Source organism: Kosakonia pseudosacchari, from assembly GCF_015167415.1.
Taxonomy (GTDB): domain Bacteria; phylum Pseudomonadota; class Gammaproteobacteria; order Enterobacterales; family Enterobacteriaceae; genus Kosakonia; species Kosakonia pseudosacchari.
Genome location: NZ_CP063425.1, coordinates 3,627,634 through 3,643,933, shown reverse-complemented (window position 1 = coordinate 3,643,933; position 16,300 = coordinate 3,627,634). Strand labels below are relative to the sequence as shown.

Annotated in this window: 7 protein-coding genes, 1 tRNA gene and 3 rRNA genes; 8 read left to right on the top strand and 3 right to left on the bottom strand. The window is 53.3% G+C overall.

Annotated features, from left to right (window positions below; all coding sequences use genetic code 11):
* The first annotated feature begins 55 nt into the window (after positions 1-55).
* The 8 genes from rluD (at position 56) to IP581_RS17050 (ending at position 11,791) form a co-directional block, all read left to right on the top strand.
* Entirely contained in the window at positions 56-1,036 is a 981-nt protein-coding gene (rluD, locus tag IP581_RS17085) for a 23S rRNA pseudouridine(1911/1915/1917) synthase RluD (RefSeq protein WP_086873845.1), read from the top strand.
* Complete coding sequence (gene yfiH / locus IP581_RS17080) at positions 1,033-1,764, top strand: purine nucleoside phosphorylase YfiH (RefSeq protein WP_193820946.1); 732 nt, start codon at positions 1,033-1,035, stop codon at positions 1,762-1,764. Before rluD ends, yfiH begins: the two co-directional genes overlap by 4 nt.
* Before the next feature lie 129 nt (positions 1,765-1,893).
* Positions 1,894-4,467 (top strand): ATP-dependent chaperone ClpB, encoded by a 2,574-nt coding sequence (clpB, locus tag IP581_RS17075; RefSeq protein ID WP_097401781.1) that lies wholly within the window; start codon positions 1,894-1,896, stop codon positions 4,465-4,467.
* A gap of 449 nt (positions 4,468-4,916) precedes the next feature.
* A 16S ribosomal RNA gene (locus IP581_RS17070) occupies positions 4,917-6,456 on the top strand.
* Between the two features lie 83 nt (positions 6,457-6,539).
* Positions 6,540-6,615, top strand: a tRNA-Glu gene (locus IP581_RS17065).
* Positions 6,616-6,820: 205 nt separating this feature from the next.
* Positions 6,821-9,728: ribosomal RNA gene (locus IP581_RS17060) — 23S ribosomal RNA — on the top strand.
* Positions 9,729-9,919: 191 nt separating this feature from the next.
* Positions 9,920-10,035, top strand: a 5S ribosomal RNA gene (gene rrf, locus IP581_RS17055).
* The 16S, 23S and 5S rRNA genes sit together here with 1 tRNA gene alongside, the layout of an rRNA operon.
* A gap of 457 nt (positions 10,036-10,492) precedes the next feature.
* A complete protein-coding gene (locus IP581_RS17050) occupies positions 10,493-11,791 on the top strand; it encodes an MFS transporter (RefSeq protein WP_193820945.1) in 1,299 nt (432 codons plus the stop codon).
* A gap of 3 nt (positions 11,792-11,794) precedes the next feature.
* Here IP581_RS17050 and IP581_RS17045 read toward each other — a convergent pair whose 3' ends face one another.
* The 3 genes from IP581_RS17045 to IP581_RS17035 form a co-directional block, all read right to left on the bottom strand.
* Positions 11,795-12,115 carry a YfiM family lipoprotein gene (locus tag IP581_RS17045; RefSeq protein WP_160269087.1) on the bottom strand — a complete coding sequence of 107 codons (321 nt, stop codon included), beginning with the start codon at positions 12,113-12,115 and terminating at the stop codon, positions 11,795-11,797.
* A gap of 45 nt (positions 12,116-12,160) precedes the next feature.
* Complete coding sequence (gene pssA / locus IP581_RS17040; RefSeq protein WP_086870690.1) at positions 12,161-13,516, bottom strand: CDP-diacylglycerol--serine O-phosphatidyltransferase; 1,356 nt, start codon at positions 13,514-13,516, stop codon at positions 12,161-12,163.
* A gap of 119 nt (positions 13,517-13,635) precedes the next feature.
* On the bottom strand, positions 13,636-16,290 hold the full coding sequence (locus IP581_RS17035) for a bifunctional acetate--CoA ligase family protein/GNAT family N-acetyltransferase (protein ID WP_193820944.1): 2,655 nt from the start codon (positions 16,288-16,290) through the stop codon (positions 13,636-13,638).
* Positions 16,291-16,300 lie beyond the last annotated feature (10 nt).

Genomic DNA, 16,300 nt, shown 5'->3' with positions numbered 1-16,300 from the left:
CACACTATATTAAACGGCGAAGCCGTAAAACCCAACGTTAACGAAGAAGCTGTATATGGCACAACTGGTACAACTCACCGCAACGGTATCCGAAAACCAACTCGGTCAACGCTTAGATCAAGCTTTGGCCGAATTGTTCCCGGATTATTCACGTTCGCGCATAAAAGAATGGATTCTTGACCAGCGCGTGCTGGTCAACGGCGCTGTCAGCGACAAGCCGAAAGAGAAAGTGTTGGGTGGCGAACTCATTGCTATCAATGCGGAAATCGAAGAAGAAGCGCGTTTCGAACCGCAGGATATTCCACTTAACATCGTCTATGAAGACGATGACATTATTGTCATTAACAAACCGCGAGATTTGGTCGTGCATCCGGGCGCGGGAAACCCTGATGGCACCGTTCTCAATGCTCTGCTGCATTATTATCCGCCAATTGTGGATGTTCCGCGTGCAGGCATCGTCCACCGCCTGGATAAAGACACCACCGGTTTGATGGTGGTGGCGAAAACCGTACCCGCGCAGACGCGGCTGGTAGAGTCGCTGCAACTTCGAGAAATCACGCGTGAATACGAAGCGGTAGCGATTGGGCATATGACTTCTGGCGGCACGGTGGAAGAACCGATCAGTCGCCATCCGACCAAGCGTACCCATATGTCGGTGCACCCAATGGGCAAACCGGCGGTGACACATTACCGCATTATGGAACATTTCCGTGTGCATACGCGCCTGCGCCTGCGCCTGGAAACAGGCCGTACGCACCAGATTCGCGTGCATATGGCGCATATTACTCATCCGCTGGTGGGTGATCAGCTCTATGGCGGCCGCCCGCGTCCGCCGAAAGGCGCATCGGATGAGTTTATTGATGCGCTGCGCAAGTTTGACCGTCAGGCTCTGCACGCCACCATGCTGCGCCTTTACCATCCTATCAGCGGTATCGAAATGGAATGGCATGCGCCAATTCCGCAAGATATGGTTGATTTAATTGATGCAATGCGCGCTGATTTTGAAACCCATAAGGACGATGTTGCCTGGTTATGACCACACTGATCCTCCCGGACTGGCCATTGCCGAAAGGTGTGGCGGCCTGTAGCTCGACGCGCATCGGCGGTGTTAGTTTGCCGCCCTACGATTCGCTTAATCTTGGCGCACACTGCGGCGACAATGCTGAGCATGTGGAAGAGAATCGCGCGCGCGTATTCGCAGCGGGCGGTTTGCCTTCAAAGCCGGTGTGGCTTGAGCAGGTTCATGGCACCGACGTGCTCACGCTCGGCGGTGGCCCTTATGCGTCGAAACGGGCGGATGCGTCATACAGCAATACGCCCGGTACAGTCTGTGCGGTAATGACTGCCGACTGTTTACCGGTCCTGTTTTGTAACCAGGCTGGCACCGAAGTTGGTGCAGCGCACGCCGGCTGGCGTGGTTTATGCGCAGGCGTACTGGAACAGACGGTTGCGTGTTTCGCCGATAAGCCGGAAAATTTACTGGCGTGGCTGGGGCCTGCTATTGGGCCACAATCTTTTGAAGTGGGCGCAGAAGTTCGTGAAGCGTTCATGGCGCACGATCCGCAGGCCGACCGCGCTTTTCGTCCTCACGGTGAAAAATATTTTGCTGATATCTATCAGCTTGCGCGCCAGCGTCTGGCGAGCGTAGGCGTCCAGCATGTGTTCGGCGGCGATCGCTGTACCTTCAGCGATAAGGATAATTTTTTCTCATACCGCCGGGACAAGACGACCGGGCGTATGGCAAGTTTCATTTGGCTGATATAACCTAAAGAATCAAGACGATCCAGTACGCGTAGGTTCTCTTTCGCATAATTCAGGTCATTCACCTTGAATAATTGAGGGATGACCTCATTTAATCTCCAGTAGCAATTTTGACCTGTTATGGGAGGAGTTATGCGTCTGGATCGTCTTACCAATAAATTCCAGCTTGCTCTCGCCGATGCCCAGTCGCTCGCACTCGGGCACGACAATCAATTTATCGAACCTCTTCATTTAATGAGCGCTTTACTCACCCAGGAAGGCGGTTCGATTCATCCTTTATTAACCTCGGCTGGCGTGAATGCCGGTCAGTTACGCACAGCGATTGAACAAGCGCTGAGCCGCTTGCCACAGGTGGAAGGCACCGGCGGCGACGTGCAGCCTTCGCAGGATCTGGTGCGTGTGCTTAATCTTTGCGACAAGCTGGCGCAAAAGCGAGGTGACAATTTTATCTCGTCGGAACTTTTTGTTCTGGCGGCGCTTGAATCACGCGGTACGCTGACGGATTTGCTTAAATCTGCTGGCGCGACGACCGCCAATGTGACCCAGGCGATAGAACAAATGCGTGGGGGAGAGAACGTGAACGATCAGGGGGCCGAAGACCAACGTCAGGCCTTGAAAAAATTTACCGTCGATCTGACTGAGCGTGCCGAACAAGGCAAGCTCGATCCGGTTATCGGTCGTGACGAAGAGATCCGTCGTACGATCCAGGTACTGCAGCGGCGTACCAAAAATAACCCGGTGCTGATTGGTGAACCGGGCGTCGGTAAAACCGCGATTGTCGAAGGGCTGGCGCAGCGTATTGTTAACGGCGAAGTGCCGGAAGGGCTGAAAGGCCGCCGTGTTCTGGCGCTGGATATGGGCGCACTGGTTGCCGGCGCAAAATATCGCGGTGAGTTTGAAGAGCGTTTAAAAGGTGTGCTGAACGATCTGGCGAAACAGGAAGGCAACGTCATTCTGTTTATCGACGAGCTGCATACGATGGTCGGTGCCGGTAAAGCCGATGGTGCAATGGATGCGGGCAACATGCTGAAACCCGCGTTAGCGCGCGGTGAGTTGCACTGTGTGGGCGCCACCACGCTGGATGAGTATCGTCAGTATATAGAGAAAGATGCGGCGCTGGAGCGTCGTTTCCAGAAAGTGCTGGTGGCCGAGCCGACAGTGGAAGATACCATTGCGATTTTGCGTGGGCTTAAAGAGCGTTATGAACTGCATCATCATGTGCAAATTACCGACCCGGCAATTGTTGCGGCGGCAACGCTGTCGCATCGCTACATCGCTGATCGTCAACTGCCGGACAAAGCCATTGACTTGATTGATGAAGCGGCTTCCAGCATTCGTATGCAGATTGACTCGAAACCGGAAGAACTCGACCGGCTCGATCGCCGTATCATTCAACTCAAGCTGGAACAGCGGGCGCTGATGAAAGAGTCCGATGAGGCCAGTATAAAGCGGCTCGAAATGCTTAATGAAGAGTTGGAAGATAAAGAACGCCAGTACTCATCATTGGAAGAAGAGTGGAAAGCTGAAAAAGCCTCCCTTTCCGGCACCCAAACCATTAAGTCGGAACTGGAGCAGGCCAAAATTGCCATGGAGCAAGCGCGGCGTAATGGTGATTTGGGGCGTATGTCGGAACTTCAGTACGGGAAAATACCGGAACTTGAAAAACAGTTGGCTGCCGCAACTCAGGCCGAGGGCAAAACCATGCGCCTGCTGCGTAACCGCGTGACCGATGCGGAAATTGCAGAGGTGTTGGCGCGCTGGACTGGCATCCCGGTCGCGAGAATGATGGAAGGCGAGCGCGAAAAATTACTGCGCATGGAGCATGACCTCCATCATCGGGTAATTGGCCAGGATGAAGCTGTCGAAGCCGTTTCTAACGCTATTCGTCGTAGCCGTGCAGGGCTGTCGGATCCGAATCGTCCGATTGGTTCGTTCCTGTTCCTTGGTCCGACCGGGGTGGGTAAAACCGAACTGTGTAAGTCTCTTGCGAACTTTATGTTCGACAGCGACGATGCAATGGTGCGTATCGATATGTCGGAATTTATGGAGAAACACTCCGTTTCACGTCTTGTCGGTGCGCCTCCGGGATACGTTGGCTATGAAGAGGGGGGGTATCTGACAGAAGCGGTTCGCCGTCGCCCTTACTCCGTTATTCTGCTGGATGAAGTCGAGAAAGCGCATCCGGATGTGTTCAACATTCTCTTGCAGGTGCTGGACGATGGCCGTCTGACAGACGGGCAAGGCAGAACGGTAGATTTCCGTAATACGGTCGTCATTATGACTTCCAACCTCGGGTCTGATTTGATCCAGGAGCGTTTTGGTGATCTGGATTACAGCCACATGAAAGAGCTGGTATTAGGTGTGGTTAGCCAGAACTTCCGTCCGGAATTCATCAACCGTATTGATGAAGTGGTTGTGTTCCATCCGTTGGGTGAAAAACACATTGCTTCTATTGCGCAGATCCAGCTGCAGCGTCTGTATAAACGTCTGGAAGAGCGTGGCTATACCGTTACCATTTCCGACGAAGCGCTGAAACTGCTTAGCGCAAATGGGTACGATCCGGTGTATGGCGCGCGTCCCCTGAAACGCGCTATTCAACAGCAGATTGAAAACCCGCTGGCGCAGCAGATGCTTTCTGGCGAGCTGATTCCGGGCAAGCCGGTGCAGCTCGTGGTGAAAGATGAGCGAATTGTGGCAGTGCAGTAAGTCACAAAAGATGAAAACGAGCCCTTTTGGGCTCGTTTTTGTTTTAAAACCAGGCAAAACGCAAACTTCTCAGTGTAATTCGCCTGAAAAGTGAACGAACGATTACTTTTTTCAAATTAGGGGTTGTCAGCGGGAATTAACGCCCTATAATGCGCCACCACTGACACGGCACAACGGCAAATACACCGGCCTGTCAGGTGAAGAAATCTGAAAATAAACAGTTGACTTCACGGCGGGAAAGCGTAGTATACGCAACCCGCGCCGCAGCAAAAAGCGAGGCGGCACTGCTCTTTAACAATTTATCAGACAATCTGTGTGGGCACTCAGGGTGACTGGATTCTTGAACGTCGCAAGACGAAAAATGAATACCAAGTCTCAGTGAGTGAACACGTAATTCATTACGAAGTTCTTTTCTTTAGAAATAAAGAAACATTGAGCATCAAACTTTTAAATTGAAGAGTTTGATCATGGCTCAGATTGAACGCTGGCGGCAGGCCTAACACATGCAAGTCGAACGGTAGCACAGAGAGCTTGCTCTCGGGTGACGAGTGGCGGACGGGTGAGTAATGTCTGGGAAACTGCCTGATGGAGGGGGATAACTACTGGAAACGGTAGCTAATACCGCATAACGTCGCAAGACCAAAGAGGGGGACCTTCGGGCCTCTTGCCATCAGATGTGCCCAGATGGGATTAGCTAGTAGGTGGGGTAACGGCTCACCTAGGCGACGATCCCTAGCTGGTCTGAGAGGATGACCAGCCACACTGGAACTGAGACACGGTCCAGACTCCTACGGGAGGCAGCAGTGGGGAATATTGCACAATGGGCGCAAGCCTGATGCAGCCATGCCGCGTGTGTGAAGAAGGCCTTCGGGTTGTAAAGCACTTTCAGCGGGGAGGAAGGCGATACGGTTAATAACCGTGTTGATTGACGTTACCCGCAGAAGAAGCACCGGCTAACTCCGTGCCAGCAGCCGCGGTAATACGGAGGGTGCAAGCGTTAATCGGAATTACTGGGCGTAAAGCGCACGCAGGCGGTCTGTCAAGTCGGATGTGAAATCCCCGGGCTCAACCTGGGAACTGCATCCGAAACTGGCAGGCTTGAGTCTCGTAGAGGGAGGTAGAATTCCAGGTGTAGCGGTGAAATGCGTAGAGATCTGGAGGAATACCGGTGGCGAAGGCGGCCTCCTGGACGAAGACTGACGCTCAGGTGCGAAAGCGTGGGGAGCAAACAGGATTAGATACCCTGGTAGTCCACGCCGTAAACGATGTCTATTTGGAGGTTGTGCCCTTGAGGCGTGGCTTCCGGAGCTAACGCGTTAAATAGACCGCCTGGGGAGTACGGCCGCAAGGTTAAAACTCAAATGAATTGACGGGGGCCCGCACAAGCGGTGGAGCATGTGGTTTAATTCGATGCAACGCGAAGAACCTTACCTGGTCTTGACATCCACAGAACTTGCCAGAGATGGCTTGGTGCCTTCGGGAACTGTGAGACAGGTGCTGCATGGCTGTCGTCAGCTCGTGTTGTGAAATGTTGGGTTAAGTCCCGCAACGAGCGCAACCCTTATCCTTTGTTGCCAGCGGTCCGGCCGGGAACTCAAAGGAGACTGCCAGTGATAAACTGGAGGAAGGTGGGGATGACGTCAAGTCATCATGGCCCTTACGACCAGGGCTACACACGTGCTACAATGGCGCATACAAAGAGAAGCGACCTCGCGAGAGCAAGCGGACCTCATAAAGTGCGTCGTAGTCCGGATTGGAGTCTGCAACTCGACTCCATGAAGTCGGAATCGCTAGTAATCGTGGATCAGAATGCCACGGTGAATACGTTCCCGGGCCTTGTACACACCGCCCGTCACACCATGGGAGTGGGTTGCAAAAGAAGTAGGTAGCTTAACCTTCGGGAGGGCGCTTACCACTTTGTGATTCATGACTGGGGTGAAGTCGTAACAAGGTAACCGTAGGGGAACCTGCGGTTGGATCACCTCCTTACCTTAAAGAACCGTTCTCTGCAGTGTCCACACAGATTGTCTGATGAAAAGTAAAAGCAAGGCGTCTTGCGAGCGAGACTTTACGTCCCCTTCGTCTAGAGGCCCAGGACACCGCCCTTTCACGGCGGTAACAGGGGTTCGAATCCCCTAGGGGACGCCACTTGCTGGTTTGTGAGTGAAAGTCACCTGCCGATGTATCTCAAAACTGATTCCGTTGTGTGAACAGCGAGTCATGTTTGAGATATTTGCTCTTTAAAAATCTGGATCAAGCTGAAAATTGAAACACTGAACAGTGCGAACTGTTCTGTGAGTCTCTCAAATTTTTGCGACACGCGGATGTTTCACGAAACATCTTCGGGTTGTGAGGTTAAGCGACTAAGCGTACACGGTGGATGCCCTGGCAGTCAGAGGCGATGAAGGACGTGCTAATCTGCGAAAAGCGCCGGTAAGGTGATATGAACCGTTATAACCGGCGATGTCCGAATGGGGAAACCCAGTGTGACTCGTCACACTATCATTAACTGAATCCATAGGTTAATGAGGCGAACCGGGGGAACTGAAACATCTAAGTACCCCGAGGAAAAGAAATCAACCGAGATTCCCCCAGTAGCGGCGAGCGAACGGGGAGGAGCCCAGAGCCTGAATCAGCTTGTGTGTTAGTGGAAGCGTCTGGAAAGTCGCGCGATACAGGGTGACAGCCCCGTACACAAAAGCACACAGGCTGTGAGCTCGATGAGTAGGGCGGGACACGTGGTATCCTGTCTGAATATGGGGGGACCATCCTCCAAGGCTAAATACTCCTGACTGACCGATAGTGAACCAGTACCGTGAGGGAAAGGCGAAAAGAACCCCGGCGAGGGGAGTGAAAAAGAACCTGAAACCGTGTACGTACAAGCAGTGGGAGCATCCTTCGGGGTGTGACTGCGTACCTTTTGTATAATGGGTCAGCGACTTATATTCTGTAGCAAGGTTAACCGAATAGGGGAGCCGAAGGGAAACCGAGTCTTAACTGGGCGTTAAGTTGCAGGGTATAGACCCGAAACCCGGTGATCTAGCCATGGGCAGGTTGAAGGTTGGGTAACACTAACTGGAGGACCGAACCGACTAATGTTGAAAAATTAGCGGATGACCTGTGGCTGGGGGTGAAAGGCCAATCAAACCGGGAGATAGCTGGTTCTCCCCGAAAGCTATTTAGGTAGCGCCTCGTGAATTCATCTCCGGGGGTAGAGCACTGTTTCGGCTAGGGGGCCATCCCGGCTTACCAACCCGATGCAAACTACGAATACCGGAGAATGTTATCACGGGAGACACACGGCGGGTGCTAACGTCCGTCGTGAAGAGGGAAACAACCCAGACCGCCAGCTAAGGTCCCAAAGTCATGGTTAAGTGGGAAACGATGTGGGAAGGCCCAGACAGCCAGGATGTTGGCTTAGAAGCAGCCATCATTTAAAGAAAGCGTAATAGCTCACTGGTCGAGTCGGCCTGCGCGGAAGATGTAACGGGGCTAAACCATGCACCGAAGCTGCGGCAGCAACACTTATGTGTTGTTGGGTAGGGGAGCGTTCTGTAAGCCTGCGAAGGTGGCCTGTGAGGGTTGCTGGAGGTATCAGAAGTGCGAATGCTGACATAAGTAACGATAAAGCGGGTGAAAAGCCCGCTCGCCGGAAGACCAAGGGTTCCTGTCCAACGTTAATCGGGGCAGGGTGAGTCGACCCCTAAGGCGAGGCCGAAAGGCGTAGTCGATGGGAAACAGGTTAATATTCCTGTACTTGGTGTTACTGCGAAGGGGGGACGGAGAAGGCTATGTTGGCCGGGCGACGGTTGTCCCGGTTTAAGCGTGAAGGTGTGTGCTCCAGGCAAATCCGGAGTGCTTTAACACTGAGGCGTGATGACGAGGCACTACGGTGCTGAAGTAACAAATGCCCTGCTTCCAGGAAAAGCCTCTAAGCTCCAGGTAACACGAAATCGTACCCCAAACCGACACAGGTGGTCAGGTAGAGAATACCAAGGCGCTTGAGAGAACTCGGGTGAAGGAACTAGGCAAAATGGTGCCGTAACTTCGGGAGAAGGCACGCTGGTGTGTAGGTGAAGTCCCTTGCGGATGGAGCTGAAACCAGTCGAAGATACCAGCTGGCTGCAACTGTTTATTAAAAACACAGCACTGTGCAAACACGAAAGTGGACGTATACGGTGTGACGCCTGCCCGGTGCCGGAAGGTTAATTGATGGGGTCATCCGTAAGGAGAAGCTCTTGATCGAAGCCCCGGTAAACGGCGGCCGTAACTATAACGGTCCTAAGGTAGCGAAATTCCTTGTCGGGTAAGTTCCGACCTGCACGAATGGCGTAATGATGGCCAGGCTGTCTCCACCCGAGACTCAGTGAAATTGAACTCGCTGTGAAGATGCAGTGTACCCGCGGCAAGACGGAAAGACCCCGTGAACCTTTACTATAGCTTGACACTGAACACTGGTCCTTGATGTGTAGGATAGGTGGGAGGCTTTGAAGCGTGGACGCCAGTCTGCGTGGAGCCGTCCTTGAAATACCACCCTTTAATGGCTGGTGTTCTAACGTGGACCCGTTACCCGGGTTGCGGACAGTGTCTGGTGGGTAGTTTGACTGGGGCGGTCTCCTCCTAAAGCGTAACGGAGGAGCACGAAGGTCAGCTAATCCTGGTCGGACATCAGGAGGTTAGTGCAATGGCATAAGCTGGCTTGACTGCGAGCGTGACGGCGCGAGCAGGTGCGAAAGCAGGTCATAGTGATCCGGTGGTTCTGAATGGAAGGGCCATCGCTCAACGGATAAAAGGTACTCCGGGGATAACAGGCTGATACCGCCCAAGAGTTCATATCGACGGCGGTGTTTGGCACCTCGATGTCGGCTCATCACATCCTGGGGCTGAAGTAGGTCCCAAGGGTATGGCTGTTCGCCATTTAAAGTGGTACGCGAGCTGGGTTTAGAACGTCGTGAGACAGTTCGGTCCCTATCTGCCGTGGGCGCTGGAGAATTGAGGGGGGCTGCTCCTAGTACGAGAGGACCGGAGTGGACGCATCACTGGTGTTCGGGTTGTCATGCCAATGGCACTGCCCGGTAGCTAAATGCGGAAGAGATAAGTGCTGAAAGCATCTAAGCACGAAACTTGCCCCGAGATGAGTTCTCCCTGAGCCTTTAAGGCTCCTGAAGGAACGTTGAAGACGACGACGTTGATAGGCCGGGTGTGTAAGCGCAGCGATGCGTTGAGCTAACCGGTACTAATGAACCGTGAGGCTTAACCTTACAACGCCGAAGGTGTTTTGGCGTGAGAGACAGAATTTTCAGCATTGATTCAGAGTCCGAAGGATTTTGCGCTGGGACAAGGCGGCAAATGAGGCGACGGAAGGAGCATACAGGGGTATGTGACTGACGTTCGTGAATGCAGCCAACGCGGTACCGGTGCAAAAGACACAGGACAGGGCACAAAGAATTTGCCTGGCGGCAACAGCGCGGTGGTCCCACCTGACCCCATGCCGAACTCAGAAGTGAAACGCCGTAGCGCCGATGGTAGTGTGGGGTCTCCCCATGCGAGAGTAGGGAACTGCCAGGCATCAATTAAGTGAAGAGGCCATCCTGACGGATGGCCTTTTTGCGTTTTCATGCAGCGAAACAGCACAAGCAGGCACTTATCCTGGTGGTACGTCAGTCCTGTCGGATTTTACTGCTTGCCCCCGCACACACCACAGTATTCCCCAGCCTGCCTGCCGGAACCCGCTCACGCTCAAAAAGCCTCATGTGGAACAGGCCAGAAGCTAACCTACTTGCCTAATCCCGCTCGCAACAAGCATGGCTGCCTGCTCAACAAAAACCCTCATGCGAAAGCACGGACTTTTTTGCTCAAGTCCACATATGCCCCTATTCTGAATTGCTTACCTTGCTAAGTTGAAATGTGATGTAAGTCACCCTTGTCATATAACAAATGTGTAACATTTTGGTTTTTGCGCTGAGTGTATATGGATGTTCACGCGGTTCATATCTTCAAAATCTTTAGCAGGAGTATCAGTAGAATGGCAGAAAGCAGTGTGACAACACGTGAATCGCTCACCAGTAGCGATACCCGACGCAGGGTATGGGCGATCATTGGTGCTTCATCAGGTAATCTGGTTGAGTGGTTTGATTTCTATGTCTACTCCTTTTGCTCCCTCTATTTCGCGCACATCTTTTTCCCCGCCGGCAACACGACGACTCAGTTATTGCAAACTGCAGGGGTTTTTGCCGCAGGTTTCCTGATGCGACCGATCGGGGGCTGGTTATTTGGCCGTATCGCGGACAGGCGCGGACGTAAAACATCGATGCTTATCTCGGTGTGTATGATGTGCCTGGGATCGCTGGTGATCGCCTGCTTACCCGGTTATGAGTCCATTGGTACCTGGGCGCCAGCGCTATTATTGCTGGCTCGACTGTTCCAGGGGCTATCAGTGGGGGGGGAATATGGCACAAGCGCGACTTATATGAGCGAAGTTGCGGTAGAAGGGCGAAAAGGATTTTACGCATCGTTCCAGTATGTCACGCTGATCGGCGGGCAATTGATGGCTCTGCTGGTTGTTGTGGTATTGCAACAAGTTCTGAGCGACGAGGATTTACGTGCCTGGGGCTGGCGTATTCCGTTTGCGCTCGGTGCTGCACTGGCCATTGTTGCGTTGTGGCTGCGCCGACAACTTGATGAAACCTCGCGCCAGGAAGTAAGAACGCTGAAAGAGGCGGGATCGCTAAAAGGGCTGTGGCGCAACCGCAAGGCTTTCATTATGGTGCTTGGCTTTACGGCTGGCGGCTCGCTGACGTTCTACACCTTTACCACCTATATGCAAAAATATCTGGTAAATACCGCCGGAATGCATGCCAACGTTGCCAGCGTCATTATGACCGTTGCGTTATTTGTCTTTATGCTGATTCAACCTGTAATCGGCGCGTTGTCGGACAAGATCGGCCGCCGTTCCTCAATGTTGCTGTTTGGCGGTCTTGCCACACTTTGCACAGTCCCGATTCTCAGCGCGCTCCACAGTGTCACTTCGCCTTATGCCGCGTTCGCGCTGGTTATGATGGCATTAGTGATAGTCAGTTTCTACACCTCGATCAGTGGGATCCTGAAAGCCGAAATGTTCCCGGCGCAGGTTCGTGCATTAGGTGTCGGGTTATCTTATGCCGTGGCGAATGCGCTGTTTGGTGGTTCGGCTGAGTATGTTGCGCTGTCGCTGAAATCGGTCGGTTTTGAAAGCAGCTTTTTCTGGTACGTTACCGTGATGGGCGCATTGGCATTTCTGGTTTCTTTGATGCTGCATCGCAAAGGGAAAGGCATCCGCCTTTAGTTTCTATCTTGCCAGTTGCCACACGGCAAAACCTGTTGTGGCACCGGCAACATCCCAGGCGAAATCTTTCCAGCTCCAGCCGCTCCCTGCCGGGCGGCTATCCCATAACTCTTTCGATGCGCCAAGACTGACAGAAAACATCAGGCCATACACCGCACTACGGTCACGGCTTATGCCCTGATGTTGTGCGTATTCGTTGCCGGCTGCGGAAAGCATGGCCGAACCAATAAAATGTTGTGCTTTATCCTGCCCGCTCCAGCTATCGTTCGCCATATGGCTACAGCCTGTCAGCAGCAGCGTTGTTGCCAGCAAGGTGTATTTCATTACAAGACCTGAAAAAAAGCCCCGTCACAGAGACGGGGCTTAATATTAAAGAATGCGGCTAATCAGCTTATCAATGCGGATACGGCGCAGGCGGCGTATCAGTTTACGCACCTTCACCGGATAATCCGCAATGCTCTGCAAATCACGGTAATGATTTACTACTGTGGTGTGCGTGCGAATAAGCTCCAGCTCTTTATCACGCTGTGCGGCCAGCTCATGTTTCGGATCGTGGATAAGCACTGCGTTTTCCAGATCCAGACGCCAGGCGCGTGGGTTCAGGTTGTTCCCGGTGAGCAGGATCCACTCATCGTCAACCCACATCCCTTTCAGATGGTAGCTGTTGTCGTCATCTTTCCACAGGCGAACAACAAGCTGGTCGGTATTCACATAATATTGCAGGCGGCTTAAGAAACGACGCAGGTTGATCTCATACAAATAAGGCAACGCGCCAATAATCTTAAACGGCTCATCTTCAGGAATGAAAAAGTCATTTGCCGTCTTATCGCCAACGATGATTTCGACTTTTTTCCCATCACGCAGCAACTGAATAATATTGCGTACCAGTACCGCCGGCAGGTTGAAATAAGGCGTACAAATCGTCAGCTTATGTTCCGCACACGGCATCAGATGAAAAATTGTTTTGTTCAGCAGGCTGGATTTTCCCAGACCAACCAGCGGAGTCACAGCCAGTTGCTCGTTATCCGCATCGCCCTGGAAATGGTACGACGCATCGCGCAATTCCTGGCGGAACAGCCGGATATCATTTTTGATTTCCGGGCTTTTAGGACGCTGCGTATCATCAAGGCGGTTCACGCCACGACCCTGTATCAGATTCTGCTCAACCCAGCCTTGCATGACATCTGCCATCTGTGGATTGCGGATTAGCTGATAACGGTCATAGCGGTATTTATCGTGCTGATGCAGATAAACATCATTAAGGCTCGCGCCGCTATACAGCACGCAGTCATCAATAATAAAGCCTTTGAAGTGGAGCACGCCAAGCGCTTCGCGGGTATTAACCGGCACGCCGTAAACGGGAACGACAACGCCTGGGTTTTCCTGTGCCAGGCGGCAGTACCAGTCCGCATTGGTATTTGACGCTGCTGCGCCAATACGGCCGCGCTGAGCGCGGTGCCAGTCAACAAGGACGCGCACATCCAGCTCCGGGCGTTGGCGTTTTGCTTCATACAGCGCGTTCAGAATTCCTTTCCCGCCATCATCCTGCTCAAGATACAGGGCAATGATATAGATCCGGCGCGTTGCGGTGGCTATCTTCGCAAGCAGCGTCTCCCTGAAATCAGCAGGCGCATAGAAGAACTCTATATCATCAGCTGACTGAGAAATCTTGGGTAATTGGGCAAGGTGTTGTTGATGTTTATTACGCTTAAATTTTGACAACATCACAGTGCGTTTCTTCTCTGTTTATTGAAGGGTCTTCTGTAGCATGCAGACGACATAAGCGGGCAATAATAACACCGAGCCTGCTAAAGTGGTCAACATTTCCAGTACCTTACTCGGGATTACTCTGTCTGTGTCAGATGGAGCGACAAACCGACTATGCCATCTTCCAGTTGGATATCGACATCGAATCCCAGTTTACGCGCCAGCGTTACCATGCCGCGATTGTTGGGCATAGTAATACCATTCAAGCGCTTAAGTCCGTGATCCCGGGTATAACTGATGAGCTTTTCAAGTAAACGTCGTCCGAGCCCGAGCCCTTTCAAATCGGATCGCACCAGCACGGCAAATTCGGCGTCGATATTATCCGGATCGGAAATAGCGCGGGTTACGCCCAAAATCTCTTCGCCCTGATCGGTGCTGCGCACAGCCACAAAGGCCATTTCCCGATCGTAGTCGATCTGCGTCATATTCGCTAAATCATCGTGGGTAAATTCGTTGATCTCGCTAAAGTAGCGATAGTAGAGATCTTCTTTCGTCACCCTGGCGATAAATGCCTGCAACTGAGGTTCATCCTCGGGAAGAATCGGGCGGAACAAGCACTGCTCGCCATTTCTCATTTCAACGTGTTCTTCCAGATGCTGCGGATAGGGGCGAATCGCAAGACGCGTCTCACCGTTCCCGGCGCTGGGCGCAATAGACATCGTCACATCCAGCGCCGTGAATTCGCTGCCGGAAGCCAGCAAAGGGTGAATGTCGAGCCGTTCGATTTCCGGACAATCGACGATCAAGTTTGAGACCTGAACTAAAAACTGGCTCAGGCCGGCGATATCCAGCGTGCGTAATGCACTGCGCCCACGGATCTTTTTACTTTTGATCGCCTGAATAACCAGATAGCGTGCCAGGTTCATGTTGAGTGGTGGAAGTGCCACGGCGGCTTGATCCTCTGCCCGCCACTCAACGCCGCCTTCACCTAACATGATCAACGGACCGAAAACCGGATCGTGCTCTACCACTACGCGCAATTCCTGCGCGCCAGCACGGTTCGCCATGCTCTGCACTTGCAAACCGTGGATGCGCGCTTGCGGCCAGTTCATTTTGACGCGATCAATAATGGCATCAGCAGCCTGTTGCACCTCTTTTGCTGTACGCAGATAAAGCATTACCCCCTGGACTTCCGATTTATGCGGGATATCCGGCGAACGCAACTTCAGCGCGACCGGGTAGCCAATCTGTTCGGCAATATGCACCGCTTCCGCACTGTCGCTGGCAATCCAGGTCGGCAGCGTTTGCAGTCCCCAGGCGCGCAGGATCGGTTGTACTTCATGGGTATCCAGCGTGGACGCGCCATCGGCAAGCGCCTGCTGCAGAAGGTTGTGCGCTGCGGCGGTATCTGCTGTCAGGCTCACGGAGAGCGCTGGCGTTTCACGCAATTGCTTCTGGTTTCGTCGATATTCCACCATGTGCATAAACGCCGTAATGGTGCCTTCCGGGGTTCGATAGGTCGGCAATCCGGCTTCACTAAACAGACGCCGCGCTTCCTGAGAGGAAAACTCACCGCACCAGTTGGTCAGCACGGTGACATATTTCCCGCGGGGATGTTTTTTCAGCGCATCAATTAACGCCACCGCGCTTTCACTGCCCGGCGCGGCGGCGCTGGGCGCGTGGATCACCATCAGCGCATCGTAATCCTGGCTATCAAGCAGAATATTCAACGCGGCGATGTAGCGTTCGCTGCTGGCGTCATCGCGCAAGTCCAGCGGGTTGGCGGGATCCACATACTCCGGCAGCACGGCGCGCAACTGCGTTATCGTCTCTTCACTCAGTGTCGCCAGCTTACCGTTGCGTGACCAGAGTTCGTCCAGCGCCAGTGCGGCGGGGGCCGCGCCATTACTGATGATCATCAACCGTTCACCGCGCAACGGGCGCATATGGCTGAGCGTTTCGACGGCAGAAAAAAGCTCATGCGTATCCTGTACCCGCAATAAACCGGCGCGCTGAATAGCCGCATCCCAGGCCGGATCGAGCCCCGCATGGGAATGCAGCAAACGCTGCGCTTCAGGGCTGCGACCGCTTTTTATGACCAGAATCGGTTTATTACGCGATGCGCTACGTGCGGCGGAAACAAAGCGACGGGCATCACTTAACTGTTCCAGATAGAGCAGGATAGCGCTGGTTTTACTGTCGCGCGCCAGGAAATCGAGCAGCTCATCGACGTCAATATCGAGGCTATCGCCGAGTGCGATGAAATAAGAAAACCCCATTTCCCGCTGCTGCGCCCAGTCGAGAATGGTATTAGAAACGGCGGCAGACTGGGAAATAAACGCCAGTTTGCCGCGTGTAATCGGCACTGGGGAGAAACTGGCGTTCAACCCTTGCCAGGGGGCAAGCAAGCCTAAGCTGTTCGGGCCAAGCAATCGCATCTGGTAGCGGCCGGCGCAGGCCAGCAAATCGGCATGCTGCTCGGGTGGAGCGGAAAGAATAATGCAGGTTTTACACCCCTTTTGGCCGAGCGCCTCAAGCAGCGTCAAATTACGTTTTGCGTGGGTACACAACACCGCTAGATCCGGCGTGAAAGGCAGGCTGGCGACATCCGGCCACGCCAGAACGCCCTGCACGGCTTTATAGGCGGGCGTTACCGGTAAGACAGGACCTGCGAAACCGCCTGCCAGCAAATTGCGCATCATTAAAAAACCCGCGCGATCCGGCTTCATGGATGCCCCCACCACCGCAATCGATCGGGGACGTAATAACGCTTCCAGCCCTCGTTGGCTCATACCGGCCTCC